Origin of the sequence: Pseudomonas sp. PP3 (assembly GCF_905336995.1) — a bacterium.
GTDB classification, from domain to species: Bacteria; Pseudomonadota; Gammaproteobacteria; order Pseudomonadales; family Pseudomonadaceae; genus Aquipseudomonas; species Aquipseudomonas reinekei.
Genome location: NZ_HG995459.1, coordinates 3,043,671 through 3,063,386, shown reverse-complemented (window position 1 = coordinate 3,063,386; position 19,716 = coordinate 3,043,671). Strand labels below are relative to the sequence as shown.

General features: G+C 59.7%; 17 protein-coding genes. 11 read left to right on the top strand and 6 right to left on the bottom strand.

The features are described from left to right. Window positions 1-939, bottom strand: coding sequence for a LysR substrate-binding domain-containing protein (locus KHO07_RS13935; protein WP_085702098.1), 939 nt, complete (start codon window positions 937-939; stop codon window positions 1-3). On the opposite strand from KHO07_RS13935, the gene KHO07_RS13930 reads away from it, so the two are divergent. The 9 genes from KHO07_RS13930 (at window position 938) to KHO07_RS13890 (ending at window position 11,609) form a co-directional block, all read left to right on the top strand. Then, window positions 938-1,210 carry a hypothetical protein gene (locus KHO07_RS13930; RefSeq protein WP_075944537.1) on the top strand — a complete coding sequence of 91 codons (273 nt, stop codon included), beginning with the start codon at window positions 938-940 and terminating at the stop codon, window positions 1,208-1,210. The genes KHO07_RS13935 and KHO07_RS13930 overlap by 2 nt on opposite strands. Window positions 1,211-1,373: 163 nt before the next feature. Continuing rightward, window positions 1,374-2,138, top strand: a complete 765-nt coding sequence (locus KHO07_RS13925) for an SDR family oxidoreductase (RefSeq protein WP_075944538.1) — start codon at window positions 1,374-1,376, stop codon at window positions 2,136-2,138. A gap of 74 nt (window positions 2,139-2,212) precedes the next feature. Continuing rightward, entirely contained in the window at window positions 2,213-2,671 is a 459-nt protein-coding gene (locus KHO07_RS13920) for an SRPBCC family protein (protein ID WP_075944539.1), read from the top strand. Window positions 2,672-2,860: 189 nt separating this feature from the next. Next, window positions 2,861-3,625 carry an SDR family NAD(P)-dependent oxidoreductase gene (locus KHO07_RS13915; protein ID WP_075944540.1) on the top strand — a complete coding sequence of 255 codons (765 nt, stop codon included), beginning with the start codon at window positions 2,861-2,863 and terminating at the stop codon, window positions 3,623-3,625. A gap of 243 nt (window positions 3,626-3,868) precedes the next feature. Further along, on the top strand, window positions 3,869-5,452 hold the full coding sequence (locus tag KHO07_RS13910) for a DUF1302 domain-containing protein (RefSeq protein ID WP_075944942.1): 1,584 nt from the start codon (window positions 3,869-3,871) through the stop codon (window positions 5,450-5,452). A gap of 32 nt (window positions 5,453-5,484) precedes the next feature. Beyond that, complete coding sequence (locus KHO07_RS13905; RefSeq protein ID WP_075944541.1) at window positions 5,485-6,861, top strand: DUF1329 domain-containing protein; 1,377 nt, start codon at window positions 5,485-5,487, stop codon at window positions 6,859-6,861. A 177-nt stretch (window positions 6,862-7,038) separates the two neighbouring features. Then, window positions 7,039-8,133 (top strand): YCF48-related protein, encoded by a 1,095-nt coding sequence (locus tag KHO07_RS13900; protein WP_075944542.1) that lies wholly within the window; start codon window positions 7,039-7,041, stop codon window positions 8,131-8,133. Continuing rightward, on the top strand, window positions 8,133-10,628 hold the full coding sequence (locus KHO07_RS13895) for an MMPL family transporter (protein ID WP_075944543.1): 2,496 nt from the start codon (window positions 8,133-8,135) through the stop codon (window positions 10,626-10,628). Before KHO07_RS13900 ends, KHO07_RS13895 begins: the two co-directional genes overlap by 1 nt. Before the next feature lie 150 nt (window positions 10,629-10,778). After that, window positions 10,779-11,609: an alpha/beta hydrolase gene (locus KHO07_RS13890; RefSeq protein ID WP_075944544.1), complete on the top strand. Its 831-nt coding sequence runs from the start codon at window positions 10,779-10,781 to the stop codon at window positions 11,607-11,609. Between the two features lie 186 nt (window positions 11,610-11,795). Here KHO07_RS13890 and catA read toward each other — a convergent pair whose 3' ends face one another. The 4 genes from catA to salA form a co-directional block, all read right to left on the bottom strand. Continuing rightward, window positions 11,796-12,731 carry a catechol 1,2-dioxygenase gene (catA, locus tag KHO07_RS13885; RefSeq protein WP_075944545.1) on the bottom strand — a complete coding sequence of 312 codons (936 nt, stop codon included), beginning with the start codon at window positions 12,729-12,731 and terminating at the stop codon, window positions 11,796-11,798. 68 nt (window positions 12,732-12,799) lie between these two features. Further along, window positions 12,800-13,921, bottom strand: a complete 1,122-nt coding sequence (locus KHO07_RS13880) for a muconate cycloisomerase family protein (protein WP_085702094.1) — start codon at window positions 13,919-13,921, stop codon at window positions 12,800-12,802. Between the two features lie 40 nt (window positions 13,922-13,961). Next, window positions 13,962-15,335, bottom strand: a complete 1,374-nt coding sequence (locus tag KHO07_RS13875) for an aromatic acid/H+ symport family MFS transporter (protein WP_075944547.1) — start codon at window positions 15,333-15,335, stop codon at window positions 13,962-13,964. A gap of 73 nt (window positions 15,336-15,408) precedes the next feature. Continuing rightward, entirely contained in the window at window positions 15,409-16,710 is a 1,302-nt protein-coding gene (gene salA, locus KHO07_RS13870; RefSeq protein WP_075944943.1) for a salicylate 1-monooxygenase, read from the bottom strand. A gap of 146 nt (window positions 16,711-16,856) precedes the next feature. Here salA and KHO07_RS13865 point away from each other — a divergent pair, with 146 nt between their 5' ends. Then, window positions 16,857-17,762 (top strand): LysR family transcriptional regulator, encoded by a 906-nt coding sequence (locus tag KHO07_RS13865; protein ID WP_075944548.1) that lies wholly within the window; start codon window positions 16,857-16,859, stop codon window positions 17,760-17,762. Between the two features lie 14 nt (window positions 17,763-17,776). Here KHO07_RS13865 and KHO07_RS13860 read toward each other — a convergent pair whose 3' ends face one another. Next, a complete protein-coding gene (locus KHO07_RS13860; protein ID WP_075944549.1) occupies window positions 17,777-18,679 on the bottom strand; it encodes a LysR family transcriptional regulator in 903 nt (300 codons plus the stop codon). A 138-nt stretch (window positions 18,680-18,817) separates the two neighbouring features. Here KHO07_RS13860 and KHO07_RS13855 point away from each other — a divergent pair, with 138 nt between their 5' ends. Then, window positions 18,818-19,711 carry an NAD(P)-dependent oxidoreductase gene (locus tag KHO07_RS13855; RefSeq protein ID WP_075944550.1) on the top strand — a complete coding sequence of 298 codons (894 nt, stop codon included), beginning with the start codon at window positions 18,818-18,820 and terminating at the stop codon, window positions 19,709-19,711. Window positions 19,712-19,716: the final 5 nt, after the last annotated feature.

Below are 19,716 nucleotides of genomic sequence, written 5' to 3'. Positions count from 1 at the left end.
TCAATCGGACGCTTTGCCGCTCAGCGTGCCATCGAGTATGAGCTGCGGCAGATGTAGGCTCAGGTAGTCGATCACACTGCGCACCGAGGGCAACATGCCCTTGGGTTTCGGATACAGCAGATGAATCAGGTGGGGCGGTCCGGCCCACGAGGGCATCACCACCTCAAGCGCACCGCTGCGCACCCACCCTACGACGATCGGCTCCGGCAACATCGCAATGCCTAGGCCATTGAGCGCGGCGTCCAGCTGCATGCTCAAATCGTCGGAAATCAGGCAGGGCAGATGGGGCATCAGTCGTTCTTCGTGAACGCCGTTGTGCAGCAGCCAGCGGCCGAAACCATCGTGCATGTCCGCTGGCAGGCACAGGGTCGGCAGGCCCGATAAGGCCTTGAGGGTGTCGGGGCGGCCCACGCGATCGAGCAGCGTCGGGCTTGCGACCATTAATCGCCTGGCGCTGCCCAGGGTTTTCGCCACCAGCCCGGCGGTTTCGTCGATATGGGTGCGGGCACGCAGAGCGATATCGAGTCGCTCCTCATACAAATCGACCTCGCGGTCTACCGCGCTCAGCTCCAAGCGAACCTTTGGGTACTTCGCCATGTAGCTGGGCAGGAGCGGTGACACGTAGGTCTTGGCCATGACCTGAGGGCAACTCAAGCGCACCAGACCTACGGGTTCACGGCGCATGTGCTCGACGCTCTCATAGGCGGTCTGCGCGCCCTCGACCACAGCCTGGCTCAGTGCAAAGAAATGTTGGCCGGCTTCCGTCAGCGACACCTGGCGCGTGGTGCGGTGCAACAGGCGCGCACCAATGCGTTTCTCCAGAAGGGCAATGTGCCGGCTGAGCAGGGTTTTCTCGATGCCCGTGGCCCTGGCCGCGGGTGAAAACCCTCCATGCCTGACGACAAGGACGAAGTAGTGCAGATCGTTCAGGTCATTCATGCAACGTCCCCCCTTTTTCGGAACCAATAGCAACCCTGTAGGAGCGAGCACGCTCACGATGGACGTCAACGATAACGCGTGCCCGCAGGATGAACGCGGCGCCCTTGAGTTCCTCGCGAGCATGCTCGCTCCGACAGGGATCACCGTGCTCACGATGATCGTGTTCGCGCCGCATTGGAGCATGGACCCCTTCGGCAGTGGAAGGGTTTTGCGGCATTTCATTGGTGCATTAAAGCAACAGTCTTTAGTGATTTATTCATCTAGTCAGTGACCGGTCGCCTACCTAAAGTTGAACCACTGACCAGCCCCCGATGTTGGGCAGCAGCATCACCGAAGGCAGTCATGGTTGTTGGCCAGATTCAGTGCAAGGGCTTAATGCGGCACTTGGCCAGGAACGAGATGAATAACAAAAAAGTCGCCAATGGAAGCTAGCTATGAGTGATTTGAACCAACGCAATATCATTGTCACTGGCGCATCCGGTGGCATCGGCAAAGCTTCGGTCATTGCGTTTGCCGAGGCCGGCGCCCGGGTCATCATGCTGGACCGCGATACCGCCGGTTTGAACGATATCGTTGAAGTGGTGCAGTCCTGCGGCGGTGCCGTCCATGCCATACCTTGCGATATCACCGACGAAGCCGCGGTCAAAGACGCCGTCGACGAGGTGATCAGCCGCTTCGGTGTGCTGCACGGCGCTTTCAACAATGCTGGCATCGAACAGAGCCACCTGCCGCTGCATGAAATCTCCGCCGAAGCCTGGGACCGCATCATCAAGGTCGACCTGACCGGCGTCTTCTACTGCATGAAGCATCAGATCCGAGCCATGCTCGCCTCCGGCGGCGGCTCTATCGTCAACACGGCATCAGCCCTGGGTGCGGTGGCCATCGCCGCCGCCTCCGACTACATCGCGGCCAAGCATGGCGTACTCGGCCTGACCAAAGCCGCCGCCGTTGATTACGGCCCGCAGCGAATCCGCGTGAATGCCGTCCTTCCCGGAATCATCGAGACCCCGATGATTCTGCGCCTGAGCCAGGAAGACAACTTTGCCAATCAGTTCCAGGCATTGCGCGAGCGCCACCCGATAGGTCGCTTCGGCAAGCCCGAGGAAATCGCCGCCGCTGCGTTGTGGCTGCTGTCAGACAAATCCAGTTTCGTGACCGGGACATCCTTGTCCGTGGATGGCGGCTACCTCGCCATCTGAAAACCGCTGTTGTGTGGTGTGCGGCCACTCATGAACGGGCGGCCGCGTCATTTGAAAATAAAAAGGTGAGCAAGATGATCATTGTAAGTAAGCGTCTGGAAATCAATCCGGCCGGTGAAGTTGAGTTGACCCGAGCCCAGGTCTGGGAAGGTCTGGAAGAAAAGGCGCGCAATCCTATCGGTTATGTCGGCCCGATCGAGCAATGCACGATCGTTGAAGAAGCCGAAGGCCGCAACCCATTCATTCGCGAAGTGGTGCTGCACGGTGAAACTCTGCAAGAGCTAATCACGCTTTTCCCGCAAGAGCGTGTCGAGTTCGTGCGTATTTCCGGCGGCGCACGCGGCATCATCAAGAACATCATCGAAGAAGAGAACGGCACGCTGTTCCTGCGCTTTACCTTCACCTTTTCCCTGGAAGGCGTGAAGGCTGGCAGCCCGGAAGAAAAAGCCTTTGCCGAAGGCATGGAAATCTCTTACTGCGAAGCGGTAAACACCACGCTGGGCCGTATGCGCGCGAAAAAAAACGTCGCCTGACGGACGAGGGCAAGCGGTGCGGCGATGGCAAGGTCACGCAGGACCTCGGGTTTGATCTCAACCTGTTCTGGGTGAACGGAGAATGAGAACCCGACCTTGTCCATCGCTCGCTTTGCGCTCTGCCATCAACGGTTGATCGCAACGGAGGCGACCGTGACACGTTGACTTCCCATCAAGCAGGAGAACGTCATGAGTGATCGTCTGAAGGGTAAGGTTTGTATCATCACCGGCACCGGTGGTTCGATGGGACGAGCCGCAGCACTTATGTTCGCCCGCCAGGGCGCAAAAGTGGTCGGCTGCGATATCAACCGCGAGTCGGCTGAAGCGACGGTCGACGAAGTGCTGTCGTTCGGGGGGGAGATGGTGTCCCTGAGCGAATGTGACTTGACCGATACGCTGCAATGCAAGGAACTGGTTGAACTGGCCGTCTCGACCTATGGTCGTGTCGATGTCCTGTTCAATAACGCGGCCATGGCCTATTTCGGCTGGGTCGACGAGATTTCCGACTTCGATTGGCACCGTACAATCGACCAGGAGCTGAATCTGGTTTTCCACCTGGTACGAGCCGCCTGGCCTGAGCTGATCAAGACGCCGGGCTCGTCCATCATCAACACTGCATCGGTGTCCGCCTGGTCGACCTATCGCATGTTGCCCGGCATCGCGCATTCCGCAGCCAAAGGCGCCGTGCTGTCGATGACCCGACAACTGGCGATGGAAGGCCGTACCTATGGATTGCGTGCCAACAGCATTTCACCCGGCTTGATCGAATCCAAGCAAACGCTTCCGCTGCTGGAAGATCCGGAGTGGGTCGATGTGATGGTCGGCAAGATCATGTTGGGTCGTATCGGCAAGCCCGAGGAAGTGGCCGCAACTGCGCTGTTTCTGGCCTCGGAGGAAAGTTCGTTCATCACCGGCACGGATATAAAAATCGACGGCGGAACTACCGCGTGGTGAAACACGCAATGTGCTAAGTCGCTAACTTCAAGGGATTGTAAATCACTAAAAATATCGCTGTCTTTATGGCCAGCGAGCGTCACGGCTTCTTCAAAACCAAGCACTAATAATAACTAAGTTGGTGAAGAGAAAATGATCGTCAAGAAAACAAGAGAGTCAGGTGCGCTTGCGTGCGCGCAACGTCAGGATTCGGAAAGTCATCAGTTTCAACACCGGGCGCTGGCGTGTGCCGTTGTGACCGCGATGACTGCATTCGCCGCCCCCATGGCCAGTGCGTTCGAGTTCAATACCGGCGTCGAAGATTTGAAGATTCGCTGGGACAACACGATCAAGTACAGCGCCGCCTGGCGTGTAAAGGATCAATCTTCGAAGTTGACCGGCGACGCCAACCAGGACGACGGTGACCGCAACTTCGACAAGGGCATGATTTCGAACCGGATGGATCTGTTTTCCGAATTCGACCTGACCAAGAACAATATGGGGCTGCGCGTGAGCGGCGCCGGCTGGTATGACAGCATCTACAACCGCAAGAACGACAACGATTCACCGTTCACCAATAACTCGCGCTCTGTGGACTACAACGAGTTCACCTCCGAGACCGAGAAACTGCACGGTCGCAAGGCGGAACTGCTGGATGCGTTTGTCTTCGGCAAGACCGAAATCGGCGACATGCCCACGACCATTCGTGTCGGTCAACATACTGTCCTCTATGGCGAAAGCCTGTTCTACGGCGCCAACGGTATTGCGGGAGGCCAGGCACCGACCGATATCGTCAAGTTGCTGTCTGTACCGGGTACGCAGTTCAAGGAACTGGTGCGTCCGGTGCCGCAGATCTCCGGGCAAATCCAGCTGCGGGACAACCTAGCACTCGGCGCGTATTACCAGGTGCATTGGGAAGCAGATCGCTTACCAGCGGCGGGCAGTTACTTCTCCACTGTGGACATTCTCGATGACGGCGGTGAACAGATTCTCGCTGGTCCCGGTTCGAGTTTTATCCGTGGTAAAGACAAAAAGGCCAGCAACTCCGGCCAGGGTGGTTTGCAACTGCGCTTTCGGCCAGAAGATATCGACGGCGAGTTTGGTCTCTATGCCATTCAATACAACGCCAAGAGCCCGGTGGTGCATGCCAGTCTGAGCCCGGCCTTTGCGCCGGACACGTACGAGCTGGTGTACCCGGAGAAGATCAAGGCCCTGGGTGTCAGCTTCAGTACCACGGTGGGTGACACCAACGTTGCCGGTGAGTTTTCGGTGCGGGACAATATGCCTCTGGTGCCGCACGCCGGTTCGGTGACCGTGTTGCCAGGGGAACAAATCAACAATAACAACCACCCTTTGTATCCCGTCGGCCGTACTGCTCACGGCCAGGTCTCATGGATTGCCTTGCTCGACGCTGGCCCGTTGTGGGAAGGCGGTAATTTTCTCGGTGAAGTGGCGTGGAACCGCCGCCTGAGCATCACCAAGAACGCCGACGCACTGGACCCCAATGCCACCCGCGATGCCGGTGCGGTGCGCATGATTTTCGAGCCTGCCTACTACCAGGTGCTGGACGGGGTCGACCTCACGGTGCCGATCGGCGTGGGCTATGGCCTGTTCGGCAAGTCCTCGGTGATCAACCCGGGTTTCAGCGTCAATCATGGCGGTGACTTCAGTGTCGGGCTCAAGGCCGACTACCTGAAAACATGGAAGCTCAGCCTGATGTACACCACGTTCTTCGGCACTGAAGAAACCGGCGTGGTGCCGGCCAACTCCGCGGATCAATCCTACTCCTACGACCAATCCCTGAAGGATCGCGATTTCATCGCGTTCTCCGTGCAGCGTTCGCTCTAGTAAAAACAATAAGCCGAGCAGGAGATGTGAAGATGCAAGCAAAACACACGATTTTATGCGCTGCGTTGTGGAGCGTGATGTTCGCGACACCACACGTTCTGGCGGCGGTGTCCCCTGACGAGGCCGCACAGCTCAAATCGACCCTGACCCCCATGGGGGCGGAAAAGGCCGGCAACAAGGAAGGCACGATTCCCGCTTGGGATGGTGGCTACACCACGGTGCCGGCCGGTTACAAAAACGGCGACTCACGGCTGGACCCCTTCGCCAGCGAAAAGCCGCTGTACACCATCGATTCGAAGAACATGGACAAGTACGCCGACAAGTTGAGCGATGGCATCAAGGCCATGTTGAAGAAGTACCCGGACAGCTATCGCCTGGACGTGTATCCGACTCACCGCACGGCGGCGGCACCACAATGGGTCTACGACAACACCTTTGCTAACGCGACCCGCGCCAAGTTGACTGACGACAAGGTCTGGGTCGAAGGCGCCTATGGCGGCATTCCATTTCCGATTCCGAAAAACGGCGCCGAAGCCATGTGGAATCACAAGTTGCTCTATGCCGGGGAGGCGACCTCATACGCCTTCAACAACTACGTCGGCACGCCGGACGGCAAGCTGGTGCTGTCGGTGCGGGGCTATAACAAGGCCATGTTCCCGTACTACAACAAGAATGGTTCGCTTGAAACCTTCAAGGGCCAATCCACTCTTTTGCGCGTATGGATGACTGATCCACCCATCAAGTCCGGTGAGCAGTTCGTGCTTATCGACTCGACCAACAAACCGCGTCAGGCCTGGCAATACCTGCCGGGGCAACGTCGCGTGCGCAAGGCGCCGACCCTGGGTTACGACACGCCTTCGGATGTGAACTCGGGGATGGAATATTACGACGAGTCGTACATTTTTCTGGGCGACCTGGACCGTTACAACTGGAAGCTGGTCGGGAAAAAAGAGCTTTATATTCCCTATAACAACAACAAGTTCCTGCAAAAAAACGTGTCGATCGACAAGCAGTTGATGCCCCACCACATCAACCCGGATTCGACCCGTTGGGAACTGCACCGTGTCTGGGTCGTGGAAGCCGATCTGGCGCCAGGCAAGCGGCATGTGGTGCCCAAGCGTCGTTACTACCTGGATGAAGACACCTGGGGCGCGATTCTGGCGGATGGCTGGGACGGTCAGGGGCAACTGTGGCGTACCCAGATCTCGTTGCCTTTCCTGATCCCGGACGGTCCTTTCGTGTACCCGAACCTGCAATGGTCGACCCACAACCTGCAAACCGGCGGCTGGAGCGGCGAGGGCGCGACAGACTGGAGCAATCCTTCCTACACCTTCCACCTCAAGATGCTGACCGATGCCAGGTCCGGCGATTTCACGCCTGAAGCGATGTCGGGCGAAGGCGTGCGTTAAAGCAACCTGCAATTCCCCGTAGGAGCGAGCTTGCTCGCGATGGACGTCGACGAAAGCGCGAAGCTTCTGGATTAACGCGTCACCTTTGAGTCCATCGCCAGCACGCTCCTGCAGGGCCCGATAAAAGGTTGTAGATCCGCGTCAGATAACAATTATAAAAAAAGCTGGAGAATGTCTATGCGCTGTAATCGAACGGTCGGTGATTTGCTCACTGCCGCATTTTTGCTGGCCTCGTCCTGGTCCGCTCAGGCAGTCGTTCCCGGACCGCTTGAGCGTCCGGCACAGCTTTCGCCCCATGCCGAAAACTCAGTGCTGGTAGCCGTGACCTCGACGCCTGATCGCCTGGTAGCGGTGGGCGAGCGGGGCATCGTCGTGCTGTCGGACGACAACGGCATCTCCTGGCGCCAGGCGAAAGTCCCGGTAAGCGTGACACTGACCTCCGTGCAGTTTGTCGACGCGAAACAGGGGTGGGCCGTCGGTCATGGCGGTGTTGCATTACATAGCAAGGACGGTGGCGAAACCTGGGAAAAACAGTTCGACGGTATCGAATTGGCCCAGACCCTGTTACGTATTGCCAAAGAACGCCAGCAGAGCAACAACGGCGATCCGGATGAGCTTGAGCGCCAGGTGAAGGCCGCCGAGCTAATGGTATCCGATGGTCCGGACAAGCCATTGCTGGACGTCTATTTCGTCAACAGACGCACCGGCTACATCATCGGTTCCTACAACCTCATTTTGCGTACGGACGATGGCGGCCATAACTGGCAGCCATGGCAGGCACACGTCGACAACCCGACCGGGTTGCACCTCTATGCCATGGGAGGCAGTGGTTCGAGCCTGTACATCGTCGGTGAGCAGGGCAGCGTGTTTCGCTCGCAAAACGACGGCGCCGAATTCGAGGCGGTCCAGACGCCTTACGAGGGCAGCTACTTCGACTTGATAGTGGACGCCAACGACCAACTGCTGGTCAGCGGCCTGCGTGGCAGCACCTACCGCTCCAGCGACAGTGGCGCCGACTGGACCAAGGTCGAGGTGCCGTCCAGCGCTTCGATCACCGGCAGCGTGCGCTTGAAGGACGGCGGTTTTGTTTTGGTCAATCAGTCCGGCCAACTTCTGCTCAGCCGCGACAAGGGCAACAGTTTCCAGTTGTCGCCAATGAAACAACTGCCGCCGCTGGCGGGCATCACCCAGGCAGCCGATGGCGGCCTGGTCGTGGTGGGTATGCGGGGTGTCACGAAGGTCAGCTTGTCCAGCGTTGTCGGGAGTAAGTAATGAAATTTGATAATTGCGCGGACGGCAAACCCGTCATTTGCAACCTGGAAGACTTTGACAAGCAATCCGGTTCGATCGTGGAGCGCCTGTTCTTCAATCATCGGATGATAGTGCTGGTGGTGTGCCTGCTGGTCACCCTGGTGCTGGGTTTTTACGCGACCAAACTGAAGCTAAATGCCGATTTCGAAAAGATGATCCCCACGGGGCATCCGTACATCGAGCAATACCTCAAGCACAAAGGCGATATGAAGGGCTTTGGCAACGCGGTGCGCATCGCCGTCGAGGTCAAGCAAGGCACGATTTTCAATGCGGCGTATCTGGAGACCCTGAAGGAACTCAACGATGAAGTGTTCCTGATCCCGGGTGTCGATCGTGCGTTCCTCAAGTCGCTGTGGACTTCGAATACGCGCTGGCTGGGGGTGACCGAAGAAGGGCTGGACGGTGGTCCGGTGATTCCGGACAACTATGATCAGTCGCCGCAAAGCATCGACCAGACCAGGACCAACGTCGAGCGTTCGGGAGATGCCGAGCAATTGGTGGCCTCGGACTACAAGTCCAGCATCATCTTCGTGCCGCTGCTGGACGTGAATCCTGAGACAGGCAAAGCCCTGGACTACAAGCAATTCTCCGAGCAACTGGAAACCCTCAGGGACAAGTACCGAGGCCAGGGTGTCGAACTGCACATCACCGGTTTTGCCAAGGTCGTGGGGGATCTGATCGATGGCATTCGCCTGGTGCTGTGGTTCTTCTTTCTGACTATCGTGATCGCCGGTGCCGCGGTGTACTGGTATACCCGTTGCGTGCGCAGCACCTTGCTGGTGGTCGTCACCTCACTGATTGCGGTGACCTGGCAGATGGGCATCTTGCCGTTGCTAGGCTTCGAACTGGATCCCTATTCGATCCTAGTGCCGTTCCTGGTCTTCGCCATTGGCATCAGCCATGGCGCGCAGAAGATGAATGGGATCATGCAGGACGTCGGCCGTGGCATGCACAAGCTGGTGGCGGCGCGCTTCACCTTTCGCCGGCTGTTTCTCGCAGGTCTGACGGCGTTGCTTTGCGATGCAGTGGGCTTTGCCGTATTGCTGGTCATCAACATCCGGGTGATTCAGGAACTGGCGATTACCGCGAGCATCGGCGTGGCGGTGTTGATCTTCACCAACCTGATCCTGCTGCCGGTGTTGCTGAGCTTTACCGGGGTCAGCCGCAGTGCAGCCGTGCGCAGCATGAGGGACGAGGCGGGTGAGGCGGCCGGCGTCGAAAAACATGTGGTCTGGCGTTTTCTCGATCTGTTCACCGAGCGCAAATGGGCCAGTGTGGCGGTGGTGGTTTCGATCATTCTGGGCGTGGCAGGGTTCATGGTCAGCCTGCATCTCAAGGTCGGTGATCTCGACCCAGGCGCACCGGAGCTGCGTGCCGATTCGCGCTATAACCTGGACAACGCGTTTATGGCCAAGGCCTATTCAGCGAGCAGTGACGTGCTGGTGGTGATGGTCGAAACGCCGAATGATCAATGCACCGCCTACAAGACTCAGGCGCTGGTGGATGCGCTCGAGTGGGAATTGCATGACGTGGCGGGCGTGGAGGGTACCAATTCGCTGCCGTTGCTCAGCCGCCGGATCACCGTAGGCATGAACGAAGGCAATCCGAAGTGGTATGAACTGGTGCCCAACCAATGGACGCTGAACACCGTGGCCAACCGCACGCCGCGGGAAATCTTCAACCAGGGCTGCAACCTGCTGTCGCTGTTCGTGTACCTGCAAGACCACAAGGCCGACACCCTAGCGGGCGTGGTGGACAAGGTCGAAGCCTTCGCTGCGAAAAACAACACCGACGGCGTGAAGTTCGTGCTCACGGCGGGCAACGCCGGCATCGAAGCGGCGACCAATATCGTAGTGAAAAAGGCCAGTCACGAAATGCTGTTCTGGGTGTATGGCGCGGTGATCCTGCTGTGCTTTATCTCCTTCCGCTCCTGGCGCGCCGTGGTCTGCGCCGTGGTGCCTTTGGCCTTGACCTCGATCCTGGCCGAAGCCTTGATGGTGTCCCTGGGGATGGGCATCAAGGTTGCGACCTTACCGGTGATTGCGCTGGGCGTCGGGATCGGCGTGGATTATGCGCTGTATGTGCTGACCATCGTCCTGGGGCAACTTCGCCAGGGTTCCACGCTGTCCGAAGCCTATTACCGGGCACTGACCTTCACCGGCAAAGTGGTGATGCTGACTGGCGTGACACTGGCGCTGGGCGTGGCGTCCTGGGCGTTTTCGCCAATCAAGTTCCAGGCCGACATGGGGATTCTGCTGGCGTTCATGTTCATTTGGAACATGCTCGGTGCCTTGATCCTGTTGCCGGCGCTGGCGCACTTCCTGTTGCCTCAGGCGCAGGTATCGTCCGAACCGTCACGCGGTGAACCGGCCACCAAGGTCAATCTTGCCACGGCGAGCAAACCGGGCATTTGCCCGCCCCATCAAGCGACCTCGTCGGCGATCACGCTGTCGTGAGCGCTTGAACCAGAGCTGGCAACCCGGCGCCCACTGCGCCGGCCTCCCGGCAACACATTCTTCCGCAGCTTTCGGTTTGTGACTGGTTCACAGGCCGATTTTTGCGTCAGCCCCAAGGGCAATACCGACCGTTGAAAACAGGGAGACAGTATGAACAGCCAACATAACCCCGAGATCGGCCGTAGCGTTCAAACCGGGTCCATCATGACCAATTACCATGATGTGGGCAGTGGAGAGCCGATGCTGCTGTTGCACGGCTCCGGTCCCGGCGTAAGTGCCTGGGCCAATTGGCGCCTGAGCATTCAGAGCCTGCAATCGGACTTCCGCTTGCTGGCCCCGGACCTGGCGGGTTTCGGCTTCAGCCAGACGCCGGCGGATATCGTCTATTCGCGCAACCTCTGGCTGGAGCAGATCGTCGCGTTTCTGGATGCCACCGGCGTCGATAAAGTCAATGTGATCGGCAATTCGTTCGGCGGCTCCATGGCCCTGGCCCTGGCGATCCACCACCCGCAGCGCGTCAACCGGCTGATCCTGATGGGCAGTGTCGGCGTGCCGTTCGAGCTTACGCCGGGCCTGGATGCGGTTTGGGGGTACGAGCCGAGTGAAGACAACATGCGCGCCATCATGCAGGTGTTCGCCTATGACCAGGCGCTGGTGGGGGATGACCTGGTGCGCATGCGCTATGAGGCGAGCAACCGTGCCGGGGTTCAGGAAGCGTTTTCAGCTATGTTCCCGGCGCCACGCCAGCGTTGGGTGGAGGCGATGGCGCATCCTGAGGCCGATATACGCGACATCGGTCACAAGACGTTGTTGATTCATGGTCGTGACGACAAGGTAATACCTCTTTCCACCTCGCTGACCCTGCAGCAATGGATTGATGACAGTCAGTTGCATGTGTTTGGCCGCTGTGGGCACTGGACACAGATCGAGCACGCGGCGGCGTTCGCGCATCTGGTTACGAATTTTCTCAAAAGTACCTGAGTGGGCGCGAACCCCTTGTAGGAGCGAACTTGATCGCGAATAACACCCGTGCAACGCGGGCATTCAGGCAGCCAACGTCATCGTTAACGAGCATCGCGAGCCTGCTCGATCCTAGAGGTTCCGCAAACGACAAGGCCCCATCATTGGATGGGGCCTTGTCGTTCGCGCTTTACAGATACCGCAAGATCATTGGCCGGCGCGTGGACGCTGGCTGCGGTGTTCATCGTCGGCGTTGACCGCCGGTTGCAGAACGAAGTCGAATTCGAGTTCAGCGAACTGTCGCCCGTCCAGACCATGGGCTTTCGAGGCGTCGGCGTTGTCGAGCAGTCTGGCTTCGCCGACCAGCCCTTCACGGGTGGCGTAGGCGAAGTCGTCCCACAGGTATTTGTCGCCGGCAAGGTTGATCTGGCTGGTCAGATGACGATGTTCCGGTGCGGAAACGAACACATGGATATGTGCCGGGCGCTGACCGTGGCGGCCCAGGGCGCTCAGGCATTCCTGGGTCGGCCCTTCGGGATTCACACCGTAACCGCTCGGAATGATGCTGCGCGCGGTGTAACGGCCTTCAGCGTCGGTCTTGATCCGGCGACGCAGGTTGAACGCCGACTGACTCTCGTCGAAGTAGGAGTAGGTGCCATTGGTGTTGGCGTGCCACAGATCAACGATCGCACCGGCCACCGGCTTGCCGTCCGTATTGAGGACCGTACCCTTGATGAACAGCGGGATGCCGACGTCATCTTCACTGCCATCATCCATGCGCGCAAAACCTTCGCTGAGCGGCGCGTTAGCCACGTACAGAGGCCCTTCGATGGTCCGCGGGGTCCCGCCGGCCAGGCCTATCTGCTGGTCCTTGGCGTCCTGCAGCAGGTCCATGAAGTGCTCCATGCTCAGGCCCGGCAGCAGCAAGCCGAACTCAGCGTGGGCGCCGACCTTGTTCAGGCGATCCACCGCCAACCAGAATTCGTCTTCGGTCACTTCCAGGTCTTCGATGATCTTGAAGGCGTCGCTGATCAGGCGATGCATCAGTTGCTTGAGGCGCGGGCTGCCCTGGTCGCTGTTGAAACCGGCGGCCTCCTTGATCAGGTCCTGCACTTCAGCGGTGTGGCTGATTTTTACGGTCATGTCTCAGTTCCTCGTTTTTTGTTTTAGATTCGGCGAGCTATCAAGGGCTGCGCGTTAAATCGCCTTAGCTACCGGCGACGAAACAGCGCGAGGCGTTCTTCATCCAGGCTCACGCCAAGACCCGGTGTATTGGGGACGTGCAATTCGAAATCGCGGTAAACCGGTGCCTCGTTCACGATCTCTTCGGTCAGCAGTAGCGGGCCGAACAACTCGGTGCCCCAGGCCAGCTTCTTCAAGGTCAGGAAGGCATGGGCGGAGGCGAGGGTGCCGATGGCGCCTTCGAGCATGGTCGCGCCATACAGCGCGATGCCCGCCGCTTCAGCGATCTGAGCAGTACGCAGTACCGCGCGTGGACCGCCGTTCTTGGCAATCTTCAGGGCGAACACGCTGGCCGCGCCATCCGCTGCGAGACTGAATGCGTCCTCCACCGATTCGATCGATTCGTCGGCCATGATCGGGGCCAAGCTGCGCTGATTGAGGCGCACCTGGCCGGCACGGTTGATCCGCGAAATCGGTTGTTCGATCAGGTCAATGCCGTTGTCGCCCAGCACCTGGCAGCCACGAATCGCCTGCGCTTCATCCCAATACTGGTTGACGTCGACCCGCACGCTGGCTCGATCGCCCAGGGCCTGCTTGATCGCCACCACGTGCTTGAGGTCCTGCTCCAGCGGATTGGCACCTATCTTCACTTTGAAAATGCGGTGGCGGCGCACATCGAGAAAATGCTCGGCCTCGGCGATGTCCCTGGCCGTATTGCCGCTGGCCAGAACCCAGCCCACTTCCAGGCTGTCGCGCACACGACCGCCCAGCAATTGGCTGACGGCCACACCCTGGCGCTTGCCCTGGGCGTCAAGCAAGGCGCTCTCCAGGCCGGACTTGGCGAAGGTGTTGCCCTTGGCAATCCGGTCCAGACGTTGCATCGCGGCATTGAAGTTACTGGCGTCCATACCGATCAAGGCCGGCGCCAAGTGCACGTCGATATTGGTCTTGATGCTTTCCGGGCTTTCGTTGGCGTAGGACAGCCCGCCGACCGTGGTCGACTCGCCCAGGCCTTCGATACCGTCGCTGCAGCGCAGGCGAATGATCACCAGGGTCTGCTGCGAAATGGTGTGCATCGCCAACTTGTGCGGGCGGACGGTGGGCAGATCGACGAGGATCGTCTCGATGCTTTCGATTTTGGCTTGGGTCATACCGGCTTCCAGATGCAGGTTGCAAGAACGTCAGGGGTCATTACGGATTGGCCTGTGGCACGGAGGAGGGCGACAACGGTTGAACGGCCTTCACGTCCGGGTCGGTGGGGCGCTGGCGCCTGACCCGAATCAGGAACAGTCCGATCGCCCCGGCACCGATCAGCCCCGGGACAGCGAAAGCCAGAAAGGAAAACTGCAACGGCAGTTCCGCGGCATGCATGGCCGCCCCGAGCATCGGGCCGATGATTGCGCCGATGCGGCCGATGCCCATGGCCCAGCCCAGTCCGGTGGAGCGGATGTGCGCCGGGTAGTACTGCACCGCGAAGGCATTGGCGAGGATCTGCGCGCCAGTGGTGCCGCCGCCGGCTATGGCGATCAACACATAGAGCACCGACAGTGGCGCCTTCACCGCCATCAATGCCAAGACCAGCGCACTGGCGGTCAGGAAACACAGGAGCACCCGGCCGAGACCGAAGCGGTCGGCCAGCCAGCCACCAAACAGAGAACCGAAGATCGCGCCGAAATTGAGCACCAGCAAAAAGCCGATGCTGGAGTTGATGCCGTAACCGGCGGTGTTCATCAGCTTGGGCAGCCAGGCACTGATGCCGTAGATCATCAGCAGGCTGCAGCAGAACGCCAACCAGAGCAGCAGGGTATTGATCAGGCGTCCGTCCTGGAAGATCTGCACGACAGAGACCTTGGGGGCCTGGCCAGCCTCGCGATGCAGTTCGTCATCCATGTGCGGGATGTATTCAGGTTCTGCCCGGTGCAGCAAATGCTGGGCATCTATGACCCTAGTCTTGCGCAGCAGAAAGTTGATCGACTCCGGCAGCTGGCTGACCAACAGGGGCAACACGACCAATGGCACGGCTGCGACTAAGAACACCGACGACCAGCCATATTGCGGAATCAGCCACATGCCAAGCCCGGCGGACAACATGCCGCCGACGGAATAACCGGTGAACATCACGGCGATCAGCGTACCCCGCAACTTTTTCGGCGCGTACTCGTTCATCAGCGCGATGACGTTGGGCATGACCCCGCCGATGCCGATACCGGCCAGAAAACGGAAAAAAGCGAACTCTTCAGGGGTGCGGGCAAAGCCGTTGATTACGGTGATGCCGCTGAACAGCACCACGCACATTGTGATGGTCTTGCGCCGGCCGATTCGATCCGACAATTGACCGAAAAACAGCGCGCCGACCATCATGCCCAGCAGCGCGCAGCTACCCAACAGACCGGCCTGCAACGCAGTGAGGCCCCAATCCTTCATCAGGGCGGGCAGCACCACGCCGTAGATGACCAGATCGTAACCGTCGAAAATTATGATGAGCGCACCCCAGAACAGCAGGCGTGCGTGAAAGGCATTGAATCGGGCCCCGTCGAGCAGGGTGGCTACGTCGATAGTTCGCATGGCATGGCTCTTCTTGTAATTGTTATTTGAGCCGGGGTGTCGCCTGGGCGCACCCCGGTTTGAGCGCAGACGATTAGGATGCGTCTGACGGCATCCCCCAGCCCAGACGCGCGCGCGCCTCGACCACATCGGTTTCCGGGTCGTGGTTCCACAACCAGTTGAAACGGCTTTCCAGCTTGGCCGCCAGGGCCTGCTCATCAGCGCCGATCTCGGGGTCGCGCATCTCGTACAGCTCGCCTGCCTGCCAGGAGGTGCGTTGTACCTTGCACGCTCGCGGACGGCGCAGTTCGTCGTAGGTGGTGAGCACGGCGGGGAGGTTGTCGGCGGTCAGCCGCGAGTCGCCCAACAGGCGTGCCAGGAAGTAAGCATCTTCCAGGCCCTGGCCGGCACCGGCACCCTGGTGCGGCAGCATGGCGTGGGCGGCGTCGCCGATCAGCACCACGCGGTTGTGCACGTAGCCCGGCAACTCGGCCAGGTCATGCAATGCCCAGTAGGTCGGCTCGGGAATGCACTCGAGTAGCGTGCGGGCAGCCTCACCCCACTCGGCGAAGTCTTCGAGCATCTGCGCCTGGGTGGTCTTGCGCACCCACGGGGCGTCGGCCGGCCATTGCGGGGTGGCGCTGGAGCGGTCGGAAAGGAACGCCACCACGTTGATAATGCGACCCTGTTTCACCGGAAAGGTCAGGATGTGCCCGTCCTTGACCAAGTACATCTGCGGCACGTCCACCAGATGAGTATTGATGCCCTTGGCGCGGTAGGCGGCACGCAGGGTGTCGCTGTCGATCATGCCGCGATAGGCGCAGGTGCCGGTGAAGCGCGGCTCGGCCGGTTCAGCGTTGATACCTTCGAGTACGTGAGCGCGCAGCGCCGATTTGATGCCGTCTGCGGCAATCAGCAGGTCGCAACGGTAGTCGGTACCGTCGGCGAACGTGACACGGGCCTCGTTGCCGTTCTGCTCAACACCCACGGCGCGTTTATTGAACTGCGCGATACCCGCAGGCAGGTGCGTGGTCAGCACATCGAGGAAGTCGGCGCGGTGCACCGTAGACTGGCCCATGCCCGGCATTACGGTGGTCGCCAGGTACTTGGATTCGCCGGTGCCGTGGCGCCATTCGAACCAAACGTCTTCCCAGGGGGCAGGGGTGCGGTCTTCGACTTTGCGGTAGGCGTCGCCGATACCGAGGCCGTTGAGAGCACGCACCGAGTTAGCGCCGAACGCGACACCGGCACCCACTTCACCGAAGGCCGGTGCAGCTTCAAACAGCTGCACCTCGACGTCACTGTTGCGGCAGAGATCAAGGGCCAGGGCGACGCCGGAAATGCCGCCGCCGACGATACCTATACGCAGGGATTGCTTGGAGCTGTTGTTATTCATTGGGATACCCATGACGGAAATTCTTGTTGTGGGAACCATCATGAGTAACGCAGTGACATTGATAAATGCACTGACCCGTATAAGATCTATCACCAGTCTGAATATTACTTTTGCGGACCTGCCCAGCCCCGATTTAGAGCGTAACCATGGAACTGCATGACCTGGATTTGAACCTGCTGGTGGTTTTCAACCAGCTGTTGCTCGACCGTCGCGTCTCGACTGCGGCGGAAAACCTCGGGCTTACGCAGCCGGCGGTAAGCAATGCGCTCAAGCGCCTGCGGGCGGCGCTGGGGGATGACCTGTTTGTGCGTACTTATCACGGCATGCAGCCCACACCGTACGCCGAGCAACTGGCCGAGCCGGTGTTGCAGGCCATGGACACGCTGCGCGATGCCTTGAGTCGGGCCAACACCTTCGACCCCCTAAGCAGCGCGCGGACATTCACCGTGGCGATGACCGATATCGGGGAGATCTACCTGATACCCCGGTTGATGGATGCCCTGGCGCGCCTGGCCCCCGGTTGCAAGATCAGCACCGTTCGCGACAATGCGATGAGCCTCAACGAAGACTTGCAGAATGGTACTGTGGACGTTGCAATCGGCCTGATCCCGCAATTGCGCGCAGGCTTCTTCCAGCGTCGTTTGATGCGCCAGCACTATGTGTGCCTTTGCCGCAAGGATCACCCCGCAACCAGGGAACCGCTGACCCTGGAGCGGTTTTGTGCCTACGGTCACGTGCGGGTCGTTGCGGCCAACACCGGCCACGGCGAAGCGGATACACTGATGATGCGCTTGGGCATCGAGCGTTCGATTCGCCTGGAAGTGCCGCACTTCGCCGCCATCGGCCACATCCTCAAACACACCGATCTGGTGGCCACGGTGCCGGAGCGTTATGCCACGGTGAACCTCGAACACTTCGGCCTGACGGCGCTGCCGCACCCGGTGGACATTCCCGAGTTCACCATCAACATGCTGTGGCATGCGCGGTACCACCGCGACCCGGCCAACCGCTGGTTGCGTCAACTGATGTTCGAGCTGTTTTCCGAGGCCTAACGGTCGACCCGCTCTCAGTCTGCAAGGGACTCGCGCAGGGCGGCCGCCAACATCTCGCGAAACCATTTGTTCTGCGGATCGCGGTGAAAGCGGTCATGCCAGTAGAGCGCGATGTCGAATTCCGGCAGCACCAGGGGCAGGGGTTTGAGTAGCAGGGGAAAGAATCTCGACAGGGTCTTGCCCAGCACGTTGGGCACTACCCACAGCATGTCCGACTCCAGCAACAGGTGCGGGGCCGAGAGATATTGGGGAATGCGCACACCGATGTTGTGGCGCGCGCCGGCTTCGATCAGCGCGCGCTCGAGCAGCACGTGCCCGGTGCCGCCGGTTTCCACCAGCAAGTGTTGCTGCGCCAAGAAGCGCTCTAGGGTCAACTCTGCGTCGGCCAACGGGTGGCCCCGGCGCAGCGCACAGACGTAATGCTGCGAAGACACGATAGTCCGGTGGATGTCCGTCTTCAGAGTCGGCAGGTAACCAATCGCCAGGTCAATGCGACCCGTGGACAGTCCGATCAAGGTCTCTTCGACACTGCTGGCGACGGTATTGATGCGGCTCATAGGCGCCTGGGTTTGCAGCATCTTCAGAATCGTCGGCAGGCACACGGCCTCGCCGATGTCTCGTGTGCGCACGGTGAATACTTTGCGGCAGTGCTGCGGGGAAAACTCAAGGGCGCGGCTCTGTGCCTCGCGCACCAGGTCCAGGGCTTCGAGAAGCGTCGGTGCGATTTGCACGGCGAACGGCGTGGGTTCCATGCGCCGGCCTACTACAGTGAACAGACGGTCGCCGTACTCCTGGCGCAAGCGTTTTAGCGAACTGCTGACCGCACCCTGGGTGACCCCCAGATTATCGGCTGCGATGGACACAGAGTGGTCACGCCACAGTGCCTCGAACGCAAACAGCAGGTTCAAATCCTTCATCGCAGCGCCTCGTATCACTCTCATTACTAGTTATAAATAACTCAGGCTATTTGTTCTCGATCAAAGCCGCGCCTAAGTTAGCAGCCAATGACGCGTTGCGGTGTACAACCGCAACAATAACAACAAGAGAAGCCTAAAATGAGCGCTATCACTATCGGAATGGTGGGTATCGGCCAACTCGGCCTGCCCATCGCAAGTAACCTGCTCGCTGCCGGATATCGAGTGGTTGGTTACCGTCGCCGTGACCGTGAACCCTTTGTGCAATTGGGTGGTATTGCCCTCAACAGTCCTGCCGAAGTCGCCGCCGAGTCGGACTTCATCCTCACCTGCTTGCCGAGCGAAGCGTCCCAGATCGAAATCATGGAGGGGCCTGACGGACTGCTCGGTGCCTTGCGCCCGGATCACACTCTGATCGAGATGGGCACCTATGAGCGCGACTTCAAAGTGCAGATGGCCGAGCGCATTCAAGGCAAGGGCGCCCGCGTGCTGGAAGCGGAAGTCAGCGGTTCTCCACCCCTGGTGCTCGCCCGCAAGGCGTCGCTGTTCCTGGGAGGTGACGAGCAACTGATCGAGCACTGCCAACCGGTGCTCAGTGCCATCGCGGACATCCAGTTCAGGATCGGCGAGTTCGGCAGTGCCGTGGCAATGAAGCTGATCGCCAACTACCTGCTGACCATCCACACGCTCGCCGCCGCTGAGGCCATGAACCTGGGCGTACGCGCCGGCTTCAGCGCCGAAAAAGTGGTCGAAGTGATCCGCCAGAGCGCGGGCAGTTCGACCATGTTCATGGTGCGTGCCCCAATGATGGCCAGCCGCACCTTCCAGCCAGCGCCAGGCCCGATCGTGACGCTGGAAAAATACCTGCACATGGCCGGTGACCTGTCCGCGGACCTGGGCTGTGCATCGCCGCTGTTCAGTGCAGCCCAATCCTACTTCAACCGTGCGCTGGACTTGGGCATGGGTGAAGAAGATATCTCCGCCGTGATCAAGCTGATCGAAGCCGATTCCCGTGTACGTCCCCAACAAGAGTGAACGAC